Source organism: Nitrospira sp. Vd2 (genome assembly GCF_979581665.1).
The window spans coordinates 72,637-92,371 of sequence record NZ_CEFZSK010000011.1 but is presented as its reverse complement, the minus strand read 5'-3'; the positions used below and the strand labels follow the sequence as shown (position 1 = coordinate 92,371).

The 19,735-nt window shown below is 60.8% G+C and carries 20 protein-coding genes; 8 read left to right on the top strand and 12 right to left on the bottom strand.

What is annotated here, in order from left to right; genetic code table 11:
* Nucleotides 1–47: 47 nt before the first annotated feature.
* Together ileS and lspA are read left to right on the top strand one after the other, a co-directional pair.
* On the top strand, nt 48–2,873 hold the full coding sequence (gene ileS, locus AC1U7K_RS05480; protein WP_480250240.1) for an isoleucine--tRNA ligase: 2,826 nt from the start codon (nt 48–50) through the stop codon (nt 2,871–2,873).
* The gene (gene lspA, locus AC1U7K_RS05475; protein WP_480249874.1) at nt 2,870–3,397 is read left to right on the top strand and encodes a signal peptidase II; all 528 of its coding nucleotides are present in this window, start codon (nt 2,870–2,872) and stop codon (nt 3,395–3,397) included. Before ileS ends, lspA begins: the two co-directional genes overlap by 4 nt.
* A 32-nt stretch (nt 3,398–3,429) precedes the next feature.
* On the opposite strand, the gene AC1U7K_RS05470 is transcribed toward lspA, so the two are convergent.
* Nucleotides 3,430–3,687: a DUF2024 family protein gene (locus AC1U7K_RS05470; protein WP_480249873.1), complete on the bottom strand. Its 258-nt coding sequence runs from the start codon at nt 3,685–3,687 to the stop codon at nt 3,430–3,432.
* A gap of 30 nt (nt 3,688–3,717) precedes the next feature.
* Nucleotides 3,718–4,614 (bottom strand): undecaprenyl-diphosphate phosphatase, encoded by an 897-nt coding sequence (locus AC1U7K_RS05465; RefSeq protein ID WP_480249872.1) that lies wholly within the window; start codon nt 4,612–4,614, stop codon nt 3,718–3,720.
* Between the two features lie 179 nt (nt 4,615–4,793).
* Here AC1U7K_RS05465 and AC1U7K_RS05460 point away from each other — a divergent pair, with 179 nt between their 5' ends.
* From AC1U7K_RS05460 to AC1U7K_RS05445, 4 genes are all read left to right on the top strand, one after another.
* Entirely contained in the window at nt 4,794–5,534 is a 741-nt protein-coding gene (locus tag AC1U7K_RS05460; protein ID WP_480249871.1) for a helix-hairpin-helix domain-containing protein, read from the top strand.
* A gap of 144 nt (nt 5,535–5,678) precedes the next feature.
* Nucleotides 5,679–6,926 (top strand): efflux RND transporter periplasmic adaptor subunit, encoded by a 1,248-nt coding sequence (locus tag AC1U7K_RS05455; protein WP_480249870.1) that lies wholly within the window; start codon nt 5,679–5,681, stop codon nt 6,924–6,926.
* Nucleotides 6,927–7,052: 126 nt separating this feature from the next.
* Nucleotides 7,053–7,763, top strand: coding sequence for an ABC transporter ATP-binding protein (locus tag AC1U7K_RS05450; RefSeq protein WP_480249869.1), 711 nt, complete (start codon nt 7,053–7,055; stop codon nt 7,761–7,763).
* Between the two features lie 20 nt (nt 7,764–7,783).
* The gene (locus AC1U7K_RS05445; protein WP_480249868.1) at nt 7,784–8,995 is read left to right on the top strand and encodes an ABC transporter permease; all 1,212 of its coding nucleotides are present in this window, start codon (nt 7,784–7,786) and stop codon (nt 8,993–8,995) included.
* 18 nt (nt 8,996–9,013) lie between these two features.
* Here the strand turns inward: AC1U7K_RS05445 and AC1U7K_RS05440 are convergent, their stop codons facing one another.
* From AC1U7K_RS05440 to AC1U7K_RS05420, 5 genes are all read right to left on the bottom strand, one after another.
* On the bottom strand, nt 9,014–9,295 hold the full coding sequence (locus tag AC1U7K_RS05440; RefSeq protein ID WP_480249867.1) for a DUF3391 domain-containing protein: 282 nt from the start codon (nt 9,293–9,295) through the stop codon (nt 9,014–9,016).
* A gap of 121 nt (nt 9,296–9,416) precedes the next feature.
* Nucleotides 9,417–9,800 (bottom strand): RusA family crossover junction endodeoxyribonuclease, encoded by a 384-nt coding sequence (locus AC1U7K_RS05435; RefSeq protein WP_480249866.1) that lies wholly within the window; start codon nt 9,798–9,800, stop codon nt 9,417–9,419.
* A gap of 211 nt (nt 9,801–10,011) precedes the next feature.
* Nucleotides 10,012–10,452 (bottom strand): division/cell wall cluster transcriptional repressor MraZ, encoded by a 441-nt coding sequence (locus AC1U7K_RS05430; protein ID WP_480249865.1) that lies wholly within the window; start codon nt 10,450–10,452, stop codon nt 10,012–10,014.
* A 260-nt stretch (nt 10,453–10,712) separates the two neighbouring features.
* Entirely contained in the window at nt 10,713–11,054 is a 342-nt protein-coding gene (locus AC1U7K_RS05425; protein WP_480249864.1) for an FmdB family zinc ribbon protein, read from the bottom strand.
* A 30-nt stretch (nt 11,055–11,084) separates the two neighbouring features.
* A complete protein-coding gene (locus AC1U7K_RS05420) occupies nt 11,085–11,813 on the bottom strand; it encodes a phosphoribosyltransferase family protein (RefSeq protein ID WP_480249863.1) in 729 nt (242 codons plus the stop codon).
* Nucleotides 11,814–11,920: 107 nt separating this feature from the next.
* Here AC1U7K_RS05420 and AC1U7K_RS05415 point away from each other — a divergent pair, with 107 nt between their 5' ends.
* Nucleotides 11,921–12,853, top strand: coding sequence for a dihydroorotate oxidase (locus AC1U7K_RS05415; RefSeq protein WP_480249862.1), 933 nt, complete (start codon nt 11,921–11,923; stop codon nt 12,851–12,853).
* Here the strand turns inward: AC1U7K_RS05415 and AC1U7K_RS05410 are convergent, their stop codons facing one another.
* Entirely contained in the window at nt 12,854–13,132 is a 279-nt protein-coding gene (locus AC1U7K_RS05410; RefSeq protein ID WP_480249861.1) for a response regulator transcription factor, read from the bottom strand. It abuts the gene before it with no gap.
* 150 nt (nt 13,133–13,282) lie between these two features.
* Between AC1U7K_RS05410 and AC1U7K_RS05405 the strand changes: the two genes are divergently transcribed.
* Nucleotides 13,283–15,919: an FtsX-like permease family protein gene (locus tag AC1U7K_RS05405; RefSeq protein WP_480249860.1), complete on the top strand. Its 2,637-nt coding sequence runs from the start codon at nt 13,283–13,285 to the stop codon at nt 15,917–15,919.
* Between the two features lie 164 nt (nt 15,920–16,083).
* Here the strand turns inward: AC1U7K_RS05405 and bioB are convergent, their stop codons facing one another.
* Genes bioB through nadD form a run of 4 tightly spaced genes read right to left on the bottom strand, consistent with a single transcriptional unit; the run spans nt 16,084 to nt 19,655 of the window.
* Complete coding sequence (gene bioB, locus AC1U7K_RS05400; protein WP_480249859.1) at nt 16,084–17,136, bottom strand: biotin synthase BioB; 1,053 nt, start codon at nt 17,134–17,136, stop codon at nt 16,084–16,086.
* 28 nt (nt 17,137–17,164) lie between these two features.
* Nucleotides 17,165–18,559 (bottom strand): tetratricopeptide repeat protein, encoded by a 1,395-nt coding sequence (locus AC1U7K_RS05395; protein ID WP_480249858.1) that lies wholly within the window; start codon nt 18,557–18,559, stop codon nt 17,165–17,167.
* A complete protein-coding gene (rsfS, locus tag AC1U7K_RS05390; RefSeq protein WP_480250238.1) occupies nt 18,560–18,949 on the bottom strand; it encodes a ribosome silencing factor in 390 nt (129 codons plus the stop codon). It lies immediately after the preceding gene.
* A gap of 43 nt (nt 18,950–18,992) precedes the next feature.
* Nucleotides 18,993–19,655 (bottom strand): nicotinate-nucleotide adenylyltransferase, encoded by a 663-nt coding sequence (nadD, locus tag AC1U7K_RS05385; RefSeq protein WP_480249856.1) that lies wholly within the window; start codon nt 19,653–19,655, stop codon nt 18,993–18,995.
* Between the last annotated feature and the right edge of the window lie 80 nt (nt 19,656–19,735).

The window sequence follows — 19,735 nt, the reverse complement described above, 5'->3', positions numbered from 1 at the left end:
CACTTCCATTATTATGCTCACGACTCAGCACTCAGCACTTCTGAATGATGGATTACAAATCGACGCTCAATCTGCCGCGCACCGACTTCCCGATGAAGGCCAATCTGCCGCAACGGGAGCCGGAGATGCTGGACTGGTGGGAGGAGCAGCGCCTCTATGAGCGCATTCAAGAGCTAGGGCAGAAAGAATCCCGGCCCCGCTACGTGCTGCACGACGGCCCGCCGTACGCCAACGGCCGCATCCACATCGGCCACGCGCTGAACAAGATCCTGAAGGACATCATCGTCAAGTCGAAGACCATGGCGGGCTATCATGCGCCGTACGTGCCCGGTTGGGACTGCCATGGTCTGCCGATCGAGCATCAGGTGATGAAGGAGCTGGGCGAGAAGAAGGCCCAGCTTGATACGATCGCGATTCGGAAACTGTGCGCGCAGTATGCCGAGAAGTACATGCAGATCCAGCGCGACGAGTTCCGACGACTGGGCGTGTTGGGTGACTGGGCGCATCCCTATCTCACGATGGATCGCCAGTATGAGGCTACCATCGTCCGCGAGTTCGGCAAATTCGTCGAGGCAGGCGATGTCTACAAGGGCCTCAAGCCGGTGCTGTGGTGTACCTACGATCAGACCGCACTGGCCGAAGCCGAGGTCGAGTACGACGACCATACCTCGCCCTCGATCTATGTGAAGTTCCCGGTGCAGGCATCGTTGCCGGAATTTGAGCGATACGGGATCGGATTGCCGACGGACCAAGGGATCGAACGGGTGTCGATCGTCATTTGGACGACCACGCCGTGGACGTTGCCTGCGAATCAAGCGATTGCTGTCCATCCGGACTACGACTACGCGTTGGCGCAGGTGGGGAATGAAGTGTTCATCATCGCCGAGCTGCTCTTGCCGACCGTCGCGAAAGAGTGCGGATTTCAATACAGCCTTGTCGGTCAGGGCAAGCTCAAGGGCGCGGCCCTCTCTCGCTCCGACACGAAGCTGCTCTGCCGGCGCCCGCTGTCTGACGGCCTTTCCCCGATTCTGCTGGGTGACTTCGTGACACTCGAGCAAGGGACCGGGTGCGTGCACATCGCGCCCGGCCACGGGCAGGAGGACTATCTCCTCGCGATGGCCAACAACCCGTCGCTGCCGGAAGCGGAGCGCCTCAAGATTCTCGCGCCCGTGGACGATCAGGGGAGGTTCACGACCGAGGTGCCCGAGTTCGCCGGGCAGCATGTCTTCAAGGCGAATCCCAAGATCATCGAGCGGCTCAGGGAAAAGGGCCTGCTGGTCAACAAAGACAATCTCAGCCTCGCGCACTCCTACCCGCACTGCTGGCGCTGCAAAAATCCCGTGATCTTCCGCGCGACCGAGCAATGGTTCGTCGCGATGGAGACGAACGATCTCCGACGCCGTGCGCTCGATCAGATCGAGCACAAAGTACGTTGGATCCCGAGCTGGGGGAAAGACCGGATCGGGGGCATGATCGCCAATCGGCCCGACTGGTGCCTCTCGCGACAACGGGTCTGGGGGGTGCCGATCCCCGGATTCACCTGCACGGCATGCCGATCGGTGCTCGCCGATCCGGCGGTGATCCGCCATGTGGCGGATCTCGTCGAAGCGTCCGGGGCGGATGTATGGTTCCAACGTTCGGCGGCGGATCTCTTGCCGGCCGGTACGACGTGTCAATGCGGGGCTTCCACCTTTGAAAAAGAGCGCGACATTCTCGACGTGTGGTTCGAATCCGGCGTGAGCTTCGCGGCGGTCTTGAAGCCGCGCGGGTGGTGGCCGGCGAGTTTGTACCTCGAAGGGTCGGATCAGCATCGCGGGTGGTTTCACAGCGCCTTGCTCGCCGGGGTGGTGACCGACGGCCGCGCGCCGTACGACGCTGTCTTGACCCACGGCTTCGTCGTCGATGGCCAGGGCAAGAAGATGTCAAAGTCGGCGGGCAACGTCGTTGCGCCGCAGGACGTGATCAAGCAATCGGGCGCGGAGATCCTTCGACTGTGGGTTGCGGCGCAGGACTATCGCGAAGACTTGCGGATCTCACAAGAGATCCTGAATCACCTGATCGAAGCATATCGCAAGATTCGCAATACCTGCCGGTTCCTCTTGAGCAACCTCTATGACTTCGATCCGGCGTTGCATACGGTGCCGTACGAGCGATTGCCTGAATTGGATCGCTGGGCGCTCCTGCGGCTTGGCGAGTTGATCCCACGCGTGACCAAAGCCTACGAGGCGTTCGAGTTTCACACGATCTTCCACGCGCTCAATAATTTTTGCGCGGTCGACATGAGCGCGGTGTACCTGGATATCCTCAAGGATCGGCTGTATACGTTCCGCCGGGACTCGCCGCTCCGCCGCGGCTCGCAAACAGTGCTGCTCGAGATTCTTGTCGCACTCACGAGACTCATGGCACCGATCTTGAGCTTTACTGCTGAAGAGATTTGGCGGATGCTGCCGGAGCAGGCAAAGTCGGGGAAGGCCAGCGTCCACCTCGCCTCGTGGCCTCAGTCGCAGCCGCAGTGGCGCGACCCCACGCTCGACCAACGGTGGCAACAGTTGCTCGCGGTCAGAGAAGCCGTGCAGAATGCGCTCGAGGCGAAGCGGCGTGACAAGACGATCGGGTCGAGCTTGGAAGCACGGGTTCGGCTGCGGGCAGACGAACAGACCCATCGGCTGCTACAATCGTATCGGACCGACTTGCCGGGGGTGTTCATCGTCTCACAGGTGGAACTGGACAGCGGTGGAGAGGGAGGCCTGAGCGTCGAGGTGACTCCCGCACAAGGCCGGAAATGCGAACGATGCTGGAATTACCGCGAATCGGTCGGGATCGACACGGACCATCTCACCTTGTGTGATCGGTGCCTCGAGGCGATTCGATGAGGAATGGAAAGAGTCGTTATCTCATCCTCGCACTCGTCACGGTCTCAACGGTCGTAATCGATCAACTCAGCAAAGTGCAGGTGATGACGGCGATGCGCCTGCACGAGTCCATTCCGATCATCCCGGACTTCTTTAGCTTGACCTACATTCGAAATCCCGGAGCGGCCTTCGGCCTGCTGGCGTCGAGCGGTCAGGCATTTCGACTGATCTTCTTCGGGCTGACCTCCGTGTTCGCGCTCGGCCTGCTCGGCATGATTTTCTTTCGGCTGCGCGAGGACGACTGGGTGGGGCAATTGAGCATCGCCGGGATCCTCGGCGGCGCGATCGGGAACTTGTTGGACCGGCTGCGGTTCGGCGAAGTGATCGACTTCCTGGACTTCTACATCGGCGGCTACCACTGGCCGGCATTCAACGTCGCCGATGCCGCCATCAGTGTCGGCGTCTTCTTCCTCATCCTCCGCTTTGCTCTCGAGAAGAAAGAGTCCCGCGCCGAGCCGGTGTTGCAGCAAGACGTCAATCGTTAATCCGAGTACGATTGCAATTGACGGCCACGCGTTCACGCCGGCAGCTTCACGATAAACCCGCCCTGCTCCTTGAACTGCCGCTGCTGCTCGGCCGAGAAGAAGACCAGCGGCTCGCTGTGGCAGAATTGGCATTCCTTGGCCGTCACCACGGCAGCGTCTTCCCCGATGCTCTTCAAATACTCCTTCGCGAGCCGGAGTGCAGTCTCCTCATCGGTCGTCATCACATCGAAGTGCAGCGTGCCTTGCGTGCCGGTGACCCAGGTGTCGAAGACTTTCACGGTATCGGTCATGCTGTCCTCTTCGCGATTGATCCTGCGAACTCAACGAACCATAAAGAGCACGAGCGCGCCCAAGGCAATTCGATAGTAGGCGAAGCCGCGGAGTGTGTGTCGCTTGACGAACGTGAGAAAGGCGGCGATCACCGCCCAGGCGACGAGAAACGAAACGACCAAGCCCACGGCCAGCGCCATCATATCCTGATCGCCGAAGAGGGCGAGCGACTTGAGCAGCTTGTAGACGGTCGCGACGATCATGGTGGGGAGCGCGAGAAAGAACGAATACTCGGTTGCCGTCCGTCGGTCCATGCCCACCAACAGACCGCCGATGATCGTCGCGCCGGATCGCGACACGCCGGGAAACAACGAGCAGCATTGCGCGACGCCAACCGAGAGGGCTTTCCGCAAGTTTGTCTGTGTGACGTCGGTGACCTCGGGCGATCGCGGCCTCATTTCCACCCAGAGGATGATGATTCCCCCGACAATCAAGGCGAGGGCGACGGTGGCCGGGTTGAACAAGGACGCTTCAATCCAATCGTGAGCGACGAACCCCACGAGCGCCGCGGGGAGAAAGGCCACGCCAAGACCGACCAAGAACCACAAGCTCCGGTGTTGCCGCATCGAATAGTCCACAAGTTCTGCCCAATTCCGGTTGCGGCTCCTCCGATGCCCGCGCACCAATTCGAACAGTGATGCCTGATCCTTGATCGCCTGCGAGAGCAGCATGGCGATCTTCTGCCACTCGTACACGACAATGGCGAGAATGGAGCCGAGCTGGATGGCGACTTCGAAGCTGTCGGCGACCGCGCCCGTAAAGCCCAAGAGATGACCGGCGATGATGAGATGGCCCGTGGAAGAGACGGGGAGGAACTCGGTCAATCCCTCGATGACGCCGAGAATCGCCGCGAGTTCCAGTCCCCACGTCCCGTCACGATCCGCCATGTAGAGTCCCTGGATGAGCGGCGGCATGATCACAGAGTTGGCTGAGCCAGTCAAGGATCGCGCAGCACGGAGCTGAGCGAGGCGCTATTGACAAAACACCAATCATGAACTACACATCAATCGATTTCGCTATTTTGCGATTTCGCTATTATGTTGATCATGATCAGGCGGGAGGCGACATGAATCGGGTTCTGGCGTTCGGCATCGCACTGATGATCGCGGCACCGATCGGGTGCGTGAGCAAGGACAAGTACATGGGCGCGATTGCTGAGTCCGACGCCGTCAAAGCCGATCTCGAAAAGGTCCGCGCGCAGAAGAGCGCGCTCGAGCAGCAGGTCAAGAGCCTGAAGGACGCCAACTCGAAGTTGACGGCGGATGCGGAGTTTACGTCGGCCGAGCTCCAGCGCATCAAAGAGAGCCGGGACAAGGAGCGGTCGAGCATCGACACGCGGACCAAGGAGCTGGAACAGAAGGTCAAGGATTTGACGGCCCAGTACCGGATGATCCGGCAAGAGTATGAAGACGTGAAGAAGCACAACGAAACGCTCAAGGCCACGGTCGCGCGCTATCAAAAGGAATTGAAGGAGCGTGAACGGGCGATTGCGTTGCCGACGCCGCCGACCTTGCCGAAATCGCCGGCCCCGCCTCAGCAGCCGATGCCTGCTCCGGAAGCCGCCGCGCCGGCTCCCGGTCCCAGCCAAGCCGTCCCGCAACCGCCTTCGCCGCCGGGCATGTCGGCGGTGAACATCAATACCGCTTCGGCCAGCGACATGGTGCTCTTCCTCGGTCTGACCAAAGACATGGCCGATCGCGTGATCGCCAACCGACCCTATAAAGTAAAGGGCGAGCTGGTGGCCAGGAACGTGATGCCCAAGGCCACGTTCGACCTACTCAAGGACCGCATCAGCGTCACGCAATAACCTCCACCACACGTCCAGCTGTTCCAGTACCCTCCGGCGTTCGCACGAGCCGCTCGTCTCTCCATCGTCGTGCGTCGGATTCGTCACTTCCCATTCCTGGTCCTTGCTTGCTCGGTCAGTCGCAAACCACGTAGAATGATGACCATGCGCAAGGCCATTTGGATTATCAGCGTCCTGGCCGTCGCGGTCGCGATCGGCGGGTACGTCATCTTTAGCGGTGAGCGCAAGCCTCCGATTCGGTATCGAACCGCCCAAGTCGAGCGCGGGTTGATCGTCTCGACTGTGACGGCGACGGGCACGATCAATCCGGTCACTACCGTGCAGGTGGGCAGTCAAGTATCGGGCATGATCGAGAGCCTCCATGCCGACTTCAACTCACAGGTGAAAAAGGGACAGGTGGTGGCCCGGATCGATCCATTCCCCTATCGGGCACGGCGTGATCAAGCCGCGGCCAATCTGGCGAATGCCAAGGCGGCTCTGATCAAAGCGAAGGTCGATCTGGCGCAACGCAAGCGCGAGTTGGATCGCGTGCAGGTACTGCTCAAGCAGCAATTCGTCTCGCAAGCCGACGTCGACACTGCACTCACCGCCCACGAAGGGGCGATAGCCCAGCTGGCGGTGGCGGAAGCGGCGGTGAAACAGGCGCAAGCGCAGTTGGAGGCGGCCGAGCTTGATCTGACCTACACGGTGATTCGTTCTCCCGTCGACGGTACGGTGATCTCGCGTCAGGTCGAAGTCGGCCAGCGGCTCTCCGCAAACTTTTCGATCCCGACGTTGTTCTTGATCGCCGAGGACCTGACGCAGATGCAGGTCGATACGAATGTCAGTGAATCAGACATTGGCGGAATGACGGTCGGCAAGGACGCGATCTTTACGGTCGATGCCTATCCAGGAATCGAGTTCCACGGGCACGTGCGGCAGGTCCGCAACGCCCCGGTGAGCGTGCAGAACGTCGTCACGTACGATGTGGTCATCGGCGTGGAGAACAAAGATTTACACCTGAAGCCAGGGATGACGGCCAACGTCTCGATCATCGTCGCGCAGCGGGAGAATGCCGTGAAGGTGCCGAACGCCGCGCTGCGCTTTTCCCCGCGCTCCGAGCGCGTGGACGTCGCGCCGGTGCAAGCCATGCCGGCGGCCCAGACGCGGGCAGCCGACGCGAACGGTGCGAAGCGCGTCTGGAAGCTTGCAGCGTCCGGAGAGCCGGAGCCGGTTCCCGTGCAGGTCGGCATTTCGGACGGCAGCTTTACCGAGGTGATCGGTGAGGACCTGACGGATGGCGACCAAGTCATCATCGGCATTGAAACGGTTCGAGGCGCACGACGACCCGACAACCTGCCTCCGGGCTTTGGCTCGGGCCAACGGCGCAGCTCACGGGACCGGGGAATGTAAGACATGTTCGACGGTCGAGGTTCGAGGTTCGAAGTTGTTCGTTGAAGTTTTCTGATGCAGCACGCTTCTGAACTCCAACCCTCGAACCTCGAACCTCGAACTTCGAACGCTGTTGCCAACCGTCCTGTGATCCTCTGTCAGGACCTCTGGAAAATTTACCGGGTCGGTGATGTGGAGGTGCAGGCGCTCCGTGGCGTGACGGTGAGTGTCGACGGAGGAGAGTTCGTCGCGATTATGGGCGCCTCCGGCTCGGGGAAGTCGACCCTGATGAACATTATCGGCTGTCTCGATACGCCGACGAAGGGACACTACTGGCTCGAGGGCCGTGAATTGGCGACCGCGTCGGCCGATGAATTGGCGGAGATTCGAAATCGTCAAATCGGCTTCGTCTTCCAAAACTTCAATTTGATTCCGAGGACCAGCGCGCTTGAGAACGTGCAGCTCCCGCTGCTCTATCGAGGCGTGCCGCTGAGGGAGCAGCGCGCGCTCGCCGCCGAAGCCTTGCGGCGAGTGGGCTTGAGCGGGCGCGAAGACCACTATCCCTCACAGCTGTCTGGGGGGCAGCAGCAGCGCGTGGCGATTGCCCGGGCGCTCGTGTCCTCGCCCTCCATCCTCTTGGCCGATGAGCCGACCGGCAACCTCGACACCGAATCGAGCCGGGAGATCATGGAGATCCTGACCGGCTTGAACGAGAAGGAAGGTTTGACGTTGCTCGTGGTCACCCATGAGCCCGATATCGCGGCCTATGCCTGTCGCGAGTTGGTCGTCAAGGATGGCCAACTGGTCCTCGACCGTCGGCGCCCGCTCGCTCGGGCGCTGTCCGACTCACGGCGATGATTCCGTTCATTTCGATGACCATGATGACGGCATTCCGCGTCCTCAGCCGGAACCGCATGCGGGCAGGCCTGACGATGCTCGGGATCGTGATCGGCGTCGGCGCGGTGATTGCCATGGTGGCAATCGGACAAGGCGCGAGGGAAGCGGTTCGTGCGCAAGTGGCCAGCATGGGCACGAACGTCATCGTGATCTTTCCCGGCGCCACGACGGTCGGCGGGGTGCGCGGCGCGGCCGGCGGGGCGGTGACGTTGACGGTGAACGACGCGCTCGAGCTGAAGAAACGCGTCCCGTTGCTGATCGACGTGGGGTGGGCGAAGCGGGACGTCATTCAAATCATCAACGGGAATCGAAACTGGAACGGACCCATCAACGGAATCTCACCAAGCTACTTGACGATCCGCGACTGGAGCTTTACGAGCGGCGGTCCGATCACCCAGGCGGATATGGACTCCGCGGCCCGTGTGGCGGTGATCGGGCAGACGATCGTCGACAACCTCTTCGAGCCGGGGGAAGAGCCGGTCGGCTCGACGATTCGAATCAAGAATGTCCCGTTCCGCGTCATTGGCGTGCTGAGTCCGAAGGGGCAATCGGCGCAAGGCTCGGATCAGGACGACGTCGTCTTCATCCCCTTTACGACCGCCGAGCGGAAGGTGCTCGGGACACAATTTCTCGGCATGGTGGGCGCGATTTTCGGCTCGACGGCCCGAGCCGATCAGCTCCAGGAAGCGGTCGAGCAGATTCGGGAAGTCTTGCGAGCGCGACATCGCCTTCAAGCGGATCAGTTGGACGACTTTACCGTTCGGACTCAGGTCGATATCGGAAAGGTGCAGGAAGGCGCGAGTGAAACGCTCACGTTCATGATGTTCGCGATCGCATCGATTTCGCTGCTCGTCGGCGGTATCGGGATCATGAACATTTTGCTCGTCTCGGTCACCGAGCGAACGCGTGAGATCGGGGTGCGCATGGCCGTAGGCGCCAAGCGGCGCCATATTCTTTTGCAGTTCCTGATCGAAGCCATGACGCTGGGTCTCATCGGTGGCATGATCGGGATTCTGTTCGGGGTCGCCAGTGCGCGGGCCACGACGGTACTCGCGGGCTGGCCCACCATCATCACCCCGAATTCCGTCGTCGTGGCCTTTCTGTTCTCGCTCGCCGTCGGCCTGTTTTTCGGACTCTATCCGGCGAATAAAGCTGCCCACCTCAATCCCATCGAAGCGCTTCGGCACGAATAGCACGTAACCAAGGTGACGTTACCGACTGTTCGCCGCCGGGTACGCTTCGGCTGCCGCATGTGGCAGCGATCCAAGCAAGTCCTCGCCAGCCCAGGCAAACAACTCCCGTTCCTGCTTATCGAGGTGAGGGCGGGTCGCCGATCGCCGTTCCACCGAACATGTCCCCTTTCGAGTGTCGATCGTGACTGCACTCAGTCGACACCGGCGAAGTTTCTTGATCTGACGCGGCACGCGGACGACAAACCGATAACGAAGGAACGGTGATCGATACCGTGGAATGTCGAGCGCGGCGACATGCATCCCACGCGAAGTGAGTCCAGAGAGATTGTCTTGAGCGTCGTAGAGGTTTGCTGTCCGCCGCGCACGCCAGCGATTGGGTATCGGACGATGCCGACCGGGCTTGAAGGGATTGAAGGAGCTATTAGCGCGGCGGATCGGAAATAGCGGCGGGCTCGAGCGTCAGTTCCAACGAGGGCACTGTGCCACTGAAGTCCTTGTAGAGATGGACCTCGAAGACCCGATTGTCATTGACGCCCAGGGCTTCACAGATTGCGTCCTGAGTAATCTTCAATCCCCCGTCCACGTCGCGCCGGAGCGGCGAGCCGAAGTGGCAGCGCAGCGTGATCGACAGGAATTTCGTCTGGAGCAGCTTCATGAGCTTCCCCCGAGAGGGCGATTGGGACAGCATGATCAAGAGTTGTCGGGCGACCCCCGTCTTGTACCGGCGTCCGGCCGCCGAGAGAATACGACGGCCGTTCACAGTTGCATATTGATGGTTGATGCTCGGCGGAATGGGAAGGTGCATGGTGAGGCTACTGTCAGTGATCAGGGCGGGCAGCGAGGCTGACGGAACGAGGAGCATCGCCGAACTGCGGCGTCGTCGCGGGCGCCTTGTCGGGATGGCGTCGATCGTCTCGGCCGACCTGATGGATGGGGCCCCGTGATCTGAGGAACGATAGGAGATGAGGCGAAGCGGAACAGGATGTGGCGGCTTACGGGGCGCTTGGGACACTCGGTTACAGGAGGTTGAGAATCTTATTGAGGTTCTGTTCGTACTTGTCTTCCGTCCGGCTGATGTAGCGGCGCCACTCGGCCGGATTCCAGACTTCCAGACGATGATACAGGCCGACCAGGATGATCTCTTGGTCCTCATCCATGGGCACGTGCTTTCGTAGGCGTCCGGGAATGAGCACGCGGCCGGTCTTGTCGACATCGGACGTTCCAGCTTCTGAGACGACGAAATGCATGAACAAGCGGCTCTGATCCTCGTCGAGCTTGCTCTGCGTCCGTTCGAGGACCTTTTCCCACTCGGCCGACGAGTACATCCAGAGCGACTGCTCCGCGCCCTTGAGAAAGACGACGTTGTTGCCCTCCTGCTCCAACCGCTCGCGGATCGGGGAAGGAACAATGAACCGACCTTTTTCATCCACCTTGCAGAGATACTCACCTGCAAACATGGTCAGTGCTCCTATCAGGATGTTGAAAAAGCCCGCCCGCCTCGTTCTCGCATCACTCGGAGGCTCAACGTACAGCCAAGAGTACGCGTCGCCTCCTCATTCGCTGCGGCCTTGCTGGACGACCTTTTTGAACATCCTGCAGTACGTCCCTGTGGGTCTCGTTTGTAGCTATTAGAAGCGACTGTCTGCCTAGGGAAAACGCCCACAAGGCCGCATCGTATCAAAAGGCAAAGAAATGTCAAGCACTAGTGTCGGCTGATTCACTCCGTCTCACCGACGTCGGACCCCGCGAGATCGTCCTCGGCGCCCTCGAGCGCTTCATCGAAGTCGTCGCCCAGGTCCTCACCCAGCTCTCGGCCCATCTTTTTCATGAAACGCTTCATGCTCTCCGGATCGTTCTCATCGAGACCGCCAAGATTGCTGGGATCGGCCAGCGCCTCGAGTCGCGCTTCTTCTGATTTCGGCGCGGCAAAGCGCGACATCAACCGCTCAAGGCGGAAACTGCCGCAGTGCGTGCACACCGGCGCGGATTGCGTCGCACTCAAGATGAGGATGCTCGACCGTTTTCGACACTCCTCACAGCGATATTCAAAGATCGGCATAGGCTCCACCTTTCTCAACAAGTTCTCGTCTCAACAGGTTCTCGCCAGTGTGGCGACGAAGACATCGGACGTGCCGGCCTTGCGAAGTGTCTTCGCACATTCGTTGACCGTCGTGCCGGTTGTGAAGACGTCATCGACCAAAAGAATGCGTTTACCCGCGAGATCGGCGGGTCGGGACACGGCAAAGGCGCGGCGCAGGTTCTGAAGCCGAGCGCGGCGGGCCAAGCCGGTCTGCGGCAGGGTTTCGCGGATGCGCACGAGCTGATCATAGGACAGCGGTAGGCCGAGCGTACGAGCGAGACGTCGCGCCAGCAGCAGCGATTGATTGTACTCGCGCTCCCTCAATCGATTGACGTGCAAGGGCACGGGCATGACGAGGTCGACGGCAGGAAGCTGACGACGGCATTCTTCAGTGAACAAGTGGCCCAAGGTACGATCCAGTTCGACCTTCTTCCGATACTTAAAGAGTTTGATCGCTGCCTCCAGCGGTCCCTCATATCGATAGAGGGACCAGGCACGGGTAAAGGCGGGCGGCCGGCGCCGGCACGCGGTGCACCGGTGCTGTGGACTGAACGCCAGCGCGTGAGGGGAGGCGAACGTGCGACCGCAGCGCGGACAGCCGGGACCGCGCAGTGGTTGAATTTCCGACCAGCATCGACGACAGAAGAAAGGCACAGGGTCGTCATCCAGTGCCTCGCCGCAGGCTGCACAGGCACACGGCAGGAGCGCGTAGCTGATTCGTCGTAGTAGGTCGCGCATGGGCAGCATCATGGAGCAGCCGGGATCAGTTGTACGAGAGGCGTGAAAAAGCTGTCAAGCCTCGCCGTCGTGTTGTGACGCATTGATCGGTATGATATAGGTGACGCATGGGCGTTGACCTCTCGACCACGATTGCCGGTGTCCGCTTTCCCACTTGCCTAATGAATGCGGCCGGGGCCCGATGTGTCACCGAACAGGAGCTGCGGGCCTTGGGCCGGTCGCGCGCCGGCGCGATCGTCACAAAAAGCATGACGCTCGAGGCGCGGACGGGGAACCCGGAACCGCGATACTACGGCTTTCCGATCGGCTCCATCAATTCGATGGGGCTGCCGAATCTCGGGTATGAAGCCTATGCCGAGCTCATCCCCCGGCTTCGCCAGTTTGGCAAGCCGGTGATTGCCAGCGTGGCCGGCTTGTGCGAAGCGGATTTCATCACCATTGCCAAGCGGATCAACGACAGCCGGCCGGACCTCATTGAAGTCAACCTCTCGTGTCCAAATATTCCAGGGAAGCCACAAATCGGGTATGACACCGAGGCATCGGCTCGCCTGTTGCAAAAGGTGCGCGATGTCGTGTCCGTTCCGATGGGAATCAAACTCCCGCCGTATCTCGATCCGGCGCACCATGAGGCGATGGCCCGCGTCATTGAACGGGCCGAGGTGCAGTTCTTATCCTTGATCAATTCCGTCGGCAACGGATTGGTCGTTGACCCCGGTTCGGAAACGGTCGTCATCAAGCCGAAAGGCGGGTTCGGCGGGCTGGGAGGGGCGTTGATCAAGCCGGTCGCGCTCGCCAATGTGCGGGCGTTCTGGAAGCTGTTCTCCGGTCGTATCCCGATCATCGGTGTCGGCGGCATCGTCGCGGGCACGGATGTGTTCGAGCATCTCCTCTGTGGTGCCTCTGCCGTCCAGGTCGGCACGGTGTTGATGGAGGAAGGATTGCCCGCCTTCGATCGGTTGGAGCAGGAACTGGTCGCGGTGCTGGAGAGTAAAGGGTATCGGTCGATCGAAGCGTGCCGGGGGAAATTGAAGGAGCTGTGATTACTTGGAGAAGTTCTTGGGCAGGAGGCGCATGAGCAGCGCCTGTCGGAGCAATTGCGCGACATTGCGAACGCGCAACCGGCGCATCAAATTGAAGCGGTGCACTTCAACGGTCCGCACGCTGATATCCAGATGTCCCGCAATCTCCCGATTCGTGAGGCCCTGAGCGACGAGCCGCAAGATCTCTTTTTGGCGCGGCGTCAACGCATGCGTTGAGTTCGCCCTCGGTGACGAGAGACCACTCTTCTCGATTTTATTGGCGGTCGTCGGTTTCGGCATCGTTCTCGTGCACGATACAGGCCCCAGTCTAACAAACCCACTTGTCCGTGTAAACCCTCCAACACTGATTCCTCCCACCCCTGACCGTCACAGTGCAGTGCGTCGACCTGTCTGTGCCGCGGCGGTCAGGGTTAGGGGGTATGCCAGTCGATGACGCTGCTGTATCACCTGATCCCGCGTCATTTGCTCGCGCGGCCGAGCCGGACGGCGTTGACGGTAATCGGCATCGCCCTTGGGGTCGCCGTCGCGATCGCGATCCACGCGGCGAATGCCGATGTCCTGCGCTCGTTTGAAGAAAGCGTGTTGGCCGTCGCCGGCTCAGCCACGCTTCAAGTCAGTGCCGATGAGGCGGGGTTCGATGAGACCCTGATTGCTACAATTCGCGCTCATCCGGCTGTCGTCTCGGCTACCCCAATGCTCGAGCGAGCCGGCTATGTCGTGACCGCGTCCGGCCATCGCCGTCCATTGACGCTCATCGCGCTGGATCTCTTCGAGATCGAAACCAAACGGATGCGCTTGCGGACCGAATCCACGCGGGAAACGGTTGAGACGATCCTCAAACCCAACGCGGTGTTCCTGAGCCATCGACTCGCGGCTGAGTGCGGGGTCGACATCGGTTCGCCCCTGGAGGTCGTCGTCAATGGACGGCGCTATCGACTCACGGTGGCGGGATATACGGAACCCGAGGAGGCAACCGGGGCGAGCTGGGATGGCGTCGGAGTGATGGACATTGCGGCCGCCCAGTGGCTGTTTGGGCTGGTCGGCCGGCTCGATCACATCGATATTACGACGGCCCCCAACGCGCCAGTCGAAGAGATTCGGGACGCGCTACAGGCACGGCTACCGGCCGACGTCCGGGTCGGACGACCCGCCAGCCGAGGTCAGCAGGTCGAACGCATGGTGCGCGCCTTCCAATTGAACCTGAGTGTTCTGAGCAGTGTCAGTCTGCTGGTCGGGCTGTTCCTCGTCTACAACGCCGCCTCGTTTGCCGTGGTTCAGCGACGGCGCGAAATCGGAATTTTGTCGGCGATGGGATTGTCACGGCGTGGCGTGGCCGCGGCGTTCATCACGGAGGCCGCGGTCGTCGGTATTGCGGGTGGCATTTTGGGTACCGCGGGCGGGCTGCTCTTGGCGAGGAGCCTCGTTCATCGCCTGGCCCGCACGATCAGTGAGTTGTACGTACCTGTGGAATCGCTCGCGCCGACACCGGGGCTCCTTCAGTTCCTCCTGCAGGCGCCTGTTGAATGGTGGACCGAAGGCATTGTACTCGGCATGGCCATTTCGGTCCTTGGCGCCCTTGTGCCCAGCGGCGATGCAGCGAGAACGCCCGCCGCGCAGGTGCTGGCTCCCGGTGACTACGAAGTGGTTCAAAGCGGGCGAGCGGGCGTGGCCGCCGCCATTGGCATCGTCTGCTTACTGACGGCGGCCGCGTTCGCCCTCCCCGGTCCCGTCTATGGCCTTCCGATCTTCGGCTATGCGTCGGCGCTCTGCTTGCTCCTTGGTCTCTCCTGCGTTGTGCCGCTGGCCTTGAAGATGTTCAGTCTCGGGATTCTGCATGCGGAGGGCACGAGCCGCCGCACACGTACCCGGTGGATCCCGCTGTGGGCGCGGCTTGCCGCCGAGCAGATCGGCCGCGCGCCAGGTCGCAATGCCGTGACGATTTCGGCCATGATGGTCGGCATGGCCATTATGGTGGGAGTTGGGACGATGGTCGGCAGCTTCCGCGATACCGTTCAGGTGTGGATCGACCAGACGATTATGGCTGATTTCGTTGTCGCTCCGACAAATTGGCTGCAGGGTCGTGAGGTCGGTCAAGGTGACAAGGGCCTGTCCCCGCTGGTTGCTGACGAACTTGCCGGTGTGCCCGGAGTCGCGGCGGTCGATACCTATCGCGATGTGAACATCGAGCTACAAGGTCGGCGGGTCGCGCTCGTATCCCGCGATCTCCGATTGCATGCCGAACGTAGCCGCTACCTGTTCACGAGCGGCGATTCCTCCGAGCTGTTGAAGAACACCGTCCGGGACCACGGTGTGATCGTGTCCGAGGTCCTTGCCCGCACCTTTCATCTTCGCGTCGGCGACTCGGTCTCGTTAGCGACGCCCACGGGCCTTCACTCATTTCCTCTGGTGGGAATCTTCTATGATTACGCGACCGACGGCGGCAAGATTGTGATGGATCGGACGTTGTACCGACGGCTCTGGCGGGACGATGGGGTGACCGTTGTCGCGGTGTATCTAAAGCACCGTGCCGACGCCGGGTCCGTGCGTCACGCGATCGAGCAGCACCTCAGTGGGCTCGCAAGGACGGATGATGATTCCATTCCGCCGGTCGTCATCGCGAATCATGAAGTCAAGCGTGAGGTGATGGCGATTTTCGACCGCACCTTTACGGTGACGTATGCGATCGAAGTGATCGCGATCATCATTGCCGTCTTGGGGATCATCAACACGCTCGTGACCTCGGTCCTCCAGCGGCGGCGAGAGTTCGCGCTGCTTCGCTCGATGGGGACGACCTCCGCGCATGTCCGGCGGTTGATGCTGTGGGAGTCCGCGTATCTCGCCGGCCTCGGCGCTGTCTTTGGTGTGGTCGGCGGCTTATTGTTGTCGTTGCTGTTGATTCACGTCATCAACAAGCAGTCCTTCGGTTGGACGATTCAGTTTTCGATGCAGCCCGCGATCCTGATGCAGTCGGTGATCATCGGCATAGCCGCCGCCATGCTGGCCGGTTACTTCCCCGCCCGCTGGGCGGCCCACCAGCCGATTGCCGACGGCTTGCGCTATGAATAGAAGAGGCGGGGGCTGCGGGGGCAGAGGCCCCGTGCGCGCAGAGCGCGCACGATAAGAAGGTGCTCGCTCGATGCGCGCAGTTGGGCCTCCACCTCCGCAGCCCCCTTTGAGGGGAAAAAAGAAAAAGAAATTTCATTGCCGCATGAGGGCGAATCGCTACCAAACTATGGATCCAGCATCTTAATGGGAGACGAGGATACGGCCGCTTGTTGATCGCTCACCTGGTCATCGACTTCGATCTCAAAGCCCAGGTCTTCGATCATCTTCCAGGCGTCGCGCGCTGGTTGGCCAGGCGTGGTGAGATAGCCGTCGACGAACAATGAGTCGGCGGCGTAGAGCGCGAGCGGCTGCAAGCTTCGTAAATTGAACTCACGGCCGCCGGCCACGCGGATCTCCGTCCTCGGGTGAAGAAAACGAAACAGGCACAAGGCCTTGAGGCAGCGTTGCGGGGTCAGGCTCCGGCAGTCTTCTAACGGCGTGCCGGGCACGGGATGGAGCATGTTCACAGGAATCGAGTGAGGTTTGACGTCGCGCAACGCGAGAGCCAGGTCAATGAGATCATCGTCACGCTCACCCATCCCGATAATGCCTCCCGAGCAAATCTCCAAGCCGGCCGCACGCGCGTTCATGATCGTGTGCAGGCGGTCGTGATACGTGTGCGTCGTACAGATCTCGCTGTGATAGTCCTTCCCGGTGTTCAGGTTATGGTTGATGCGGTCGACGCCCGCGGCCTTCAAACGACGGGCTTGTGCCTCGGTTAAGAGGCCGAGGGAGCAGCAGACCTGAATCGGCACTTCTTGTTTAATCGCCTGGACGGCTTGAGAAATCTGCTCGACCTCGCGCTCGAGCGGACTGCGGCCGCTGATCACGATGCAGTACCGCTGCGCCTTGGCGGCCGCCGCTCGTCGGGCGCCGTCGATCAGTTGCTGTTTCGGGAGCAACCCGTACTGCTCGATCTCGGCGTCAGAGACGGCGGACTGGGAGCAGTAGTGGCAGTCTTCCTGACAGGCGCCGCTTTTCGCGTTCAAGAGCATCTGCAGACGAACCGTGCGGCCAAAATAGCGTTCCCGGACGCGAAAGGCGGCCTGCAGCAAGTCAAGAACGCGGGCATCCGGGGTCGTCAGAACGGCATGACACTCCGGCCTCGTCAACACTTCATCGCGTAGCGCCTTCTCGGCGATCTCCTGAAAATCGATCATCGGCAAGCTCTCATGCATCTTTATGCCTCGTGAGTCGGCTGTCGGGTTAGACGGTTTCGAACGGGGACGCGATGCCCTGATAGGGAATCGCGCGCTCTTGCGCCAACCGGGCCGTCTCTCGCGATTCGCTGGCATCCACCCAGGGGCGTGCGACCGCCGTATTCCACAGCCCGCACCCGGCACAACGGCCCGACCATTCAGTCGTTTCATGCCGACAATGAGTGCAGACGTACGGAACGACGACCCGCTTGCGGAAGCCTAACGCCTTCTTCAATTCGTCCACGGCCTCCTCCATGTGGTGCTTACGAAGGTGGAGGTTGGCCATGATCTTGTGGAAGTCCGACGTTTGGTCCGGCGGGGGTTCCAGCGTGGAGAGCATGTCGAATGCTTCGTCGACCATTTCGAGCCGGTAGTACAGTTTTCCCAAATAAAACTTGATCGCCTGGTCCTCGGGGTGGCGCTGGGCGGCTTCTTGGTAGACACGGATGATTTCGGACGGCTCACCAAGTTCGAGGTACAACTCTTCAAGGCGATGCAGCAGGATGATGTTGCCGGTTTTGGCGTAGACCTTTTCCAGAATCTCGGCCGCGTTCTTCGTCTTGCCTTCGTGGATCAGGATTTCGCCGAGACCGATATAGGCCGGCAAGAACTGCTTGTCGCGTTTGATCGCCCCTCGGAAGTACCGTCGCGCTTTCTCGGGGTGCCCGCGTTCCAACAGTTGGCGGCCCACTTCGTACATCAAGCCGACAAGGACGGTCGTCTCCGCTCGCAGGTCCTGCTCGGGCAGATGGGATTTGAGGAGCCGGTGTTGGATTTCGAGCGCCTCGGGCCACTGCTCCAGGCGAATGTACAGTTCTCGTTTCCGCATCAAGGCGGTGAGATTCGACGGATCAATGCGCAGGATGTCCTTGAGGACCTGTAACGCTTCCTCGAACCGCTTGGCACCTTCCAAGTCCTTCGCAAGGGCGAACAGGACTTCCAGATGGTTTTCATCGACACTGCGCGCCTTGCGGTGCAGTCGGATGGCTTCGGCGTAGTTTTGTTCCGACCGATAGACGTTGCCGAGCCACAAGAGCGAGTCGATGTGATTGGGGTCCAGTGCCAACGCGCGTTGGAACAGGGCGAGCGCTTCCCCGGTCCGCTTCGACATGACCGCTTGCACCGCCTCCCGATGGAGCGCGTCCACCTTTTCCTTGCGGCGGCTCTGTCGGGCGGATCGCCAGGTCAGAATCGCGTGCCGGGTCTCGCGAACGCCGACGAGGAGGATCACGATCAGCGCCCCGATCGCCATCGAAATCAGCATCAGCGAAACGGGGCTGAGATCGAAGACGGCGGTGGGACTCAGGCGTATGGTGATCGTACCAGGGTTCAGCTCACGGAAATATCCGTAGATAAGGGTCGCGACAACGATGAGGAAGAGCGTGAGCAGCAACCGCAGCATCTAGCGCCCCTTGCTCGCACGGCGGATGACCCTTTTCTTGGGCTGTGACGGAGCGGGGAGGAGTGTGACCGGCTGTTCCGGGATCGTCAGCCGCTTGGCATCCCCCCACAACTTTTCCAGCGCATAATGCTCACGCACGTCACGCCGGAAAATATGCACCACGACATCGGCCACGTCGATGACCACCCATTGGGAGCTGGAGAGGCCTTCGATGCTAAGCGGCTTCATCTTCCATTCGGCCATCGACTCGTCGATATGATCGGTGATGGCCCGCACTTGCCGGTCGGAGTCGGCCGAGCAGATGACGAGGTAATCGGCGATCGAGGTGAGCGGCGCGACGTAGAGAACGAGAACGTCGGTGGCCTTTTTCGCGAGGGATGCCTGAGCGATGGCGAGGGCTTTCGCTTTGGATTCCGAAACGATCGGCCTCCTCCTAGCGATATAAATTGTGGTCGATTATATAAGATTCAACGGCCTTGGGCAACAGCTCCGCCACGCTCAATCCGGCTTTGACCCGCCGACGAATGTCGGACGCGGACACCAGACAAGGCGGGATGGCAAGCAGAATCAGGCGCCGGCCGCCGGGCAACGACACGTCGACTTGAAGCGCCCGATTGGTATCGAGCGCGGCCAATGGCGCGCGATCGATGGCGGGGAGCAACGGCATCTTCATCAAGGAGGTGAATGTGGCCCCCGGACGGGAGAGCACGACGAAATGACAGATGCGCAACAGCTCATGCGCTTGCTTCCACGTCGGCAATTCGAGAAAGGCATCGAGGCCGATCAGGGAGAACAGTTCCGCTTCCGGCCCGTACGATTTCTGGAGTTCATGAATTGTATCGATGCTGTAGGATTTCGCCGTCCTGCGGACTTCGATATCCGTGAGGCCAAGGCCCGGCATCTTATCGATCGCGAGTTGGACCATGTGGAGGCGATGTGCTGCAGGCGCGAGGCTCGCGGTCGGCTTATGGGGCGGGTCACCGGCCGGGATAAAAAGGATCCGATCCAGCCGAAGCCGGGATCGGGTGTACTCGGCGGCTTCCAGATGACACCGATGGACCGGATTGAACGTCCCGCCAAAGAGCCCGACTCTCATGGTGCATTGAGAGTGCTGAGTGCTGAGTGCTGAGTCGCGAGTTGCGAAAAGTCGATCGAAAAATAAGACAGGCGCCGCAT

What these genes read in the sequence shown, in the direction of transcription:
- AC1U7K_RS05410 (WP_480249861.1), bottom strand. Translation starts at nt 13,132, where the DNA reads ATGCCGAAACCGACGACCGCCAATAAAATCGAGAAGAGTGGTCTCTCG.
- AC1U7K_RS05470 (WP_480249873.1), bottom strand. Translation starts at nt 3,687, where the DNA reads ATGACCGATACCGTGAAAGTCTTCGACACCTGGGTCACCGGCACGCAA.
- AC1U7K_RS05455 (WP_480249870.1), top strand. Translation starts at nt 5,679, where the DNA reads ATGCGCAAGGCCATTTGGATTATCAGCGTCCTGGCCGTCGCGGTCGCG.
- bioB (WP_480249859.1), bottom strand. Translation starts at nt 17,136, where the DNA reads ATGCATGAGAGCTTGCCGATGATCGATTTTCAGGAGATCGCCGAGAAG.
- AC1U7K_RS05420 (WP_480249863.1), bottom strand. Translation starts at nt 11,813, where the DNA reads ATGCGCGACCTACTACGACGAATCAGCTACGCGCTCCTGCCGTGTGCC.
- AC1U7K_RS05465 (WP_480249872.1), bottom strand. Translation starts at nt 4,614, where the DNA reads ATGGCGGATCGTGACGGGACGTGGGGACTGGAACTCGCGGCGATTCTC.
- AC1U7K_RS05405 (WP_480249860.1), top strand. Translation starts at nt 13,283, where the DNA reads ATGACGCTGCTGTATCACCTGATCCCGCGTCATTTGCTCGCGCGGCCG.
- AC1U7K_RS05445 (WP_480249868.1), top strand. Translation starts at nt 7,784, where the DNA reads ATGATGACGGCATTCCGCGTCCTCAGCCGGAACCGCATGCGGGCAGGC.
- ileS (WP_480250240.1), top strand. Translation starts at nt 48, where the DNA reads ATGGATTACAAATCGACGCTCAATCTGCCGCGCACCGACTTCCCGATG.
- AC1U7K_RS05460 (WP_480249871.1), top strand. Translation starts at nt 4,794, where the DNA reads ATGAATCGGGTTCTGGCGTTCGGCATCGCACTGATGATCGCGGCACCG.
- lspA (WP_480249874.1), top strand. Translation starts at nt 2,870, where the DNA reads ATGAGGAATGGAAAGAGTCGTTATCTCATCCTCGCACTCGTCACGGTC.
- AC1U7K_RS05440 (WP_480249867.1), bottom strand. Translation starts at nt 9,295, where the DNA reads ATGCATGTCGCCGCGCTCGACATTCCACGGTATCGATCACCGTTCCTT.
- nadD (WP_480249856.1), bottom strand. Translation starts at nt 19,655, where the DNA reads ATGAGAGTCGGGCTCTTTGGCGGGACGTTCAATCCGGTCCATCGGTGT.
- AC1U7K_RS05415 (WP_480249862.1), top strand. Translation starts at nt 11,921, where the DNA reads ATGGGCGTTGACCTCTCGACCACGATTGCCGGTGTCCGCTTTCCCACT.
- AC1U7K_RS05425 (WP_480249864.1), bottom strand. Translation starts at nt 11,054, where the DNA reads ATGCCGATCTTTGAATATCGCTGTGAGGAGTGTCGAAAACGGTCGAGC.
- AC1U7K_RS05430 (WP_480249865.1), bottom strand. Translation starts at nt 10,452, where the DNA reads ATGTTTGCAGGTGAGTATCTCTGCAAGGTGGATGAAAAAGGTCGGTTC.
- AC1U7K_RS05395 (WP_480249858.1), bottom strand. Translation starts at nt 18,559, where the DNA reads ATGCTGCGGTTGCTGCTCACGCTCTTCCTCATCGTTGTCGCGACCCTT.
- AC1U7K_RS05435 (WP_480249866.1), bottom strand. Translation starts at nt 9,800, where the DNA reads ATGCACCTTCCCATTCCGCCGAGCATCAACCATCAATATGCAACTGTG.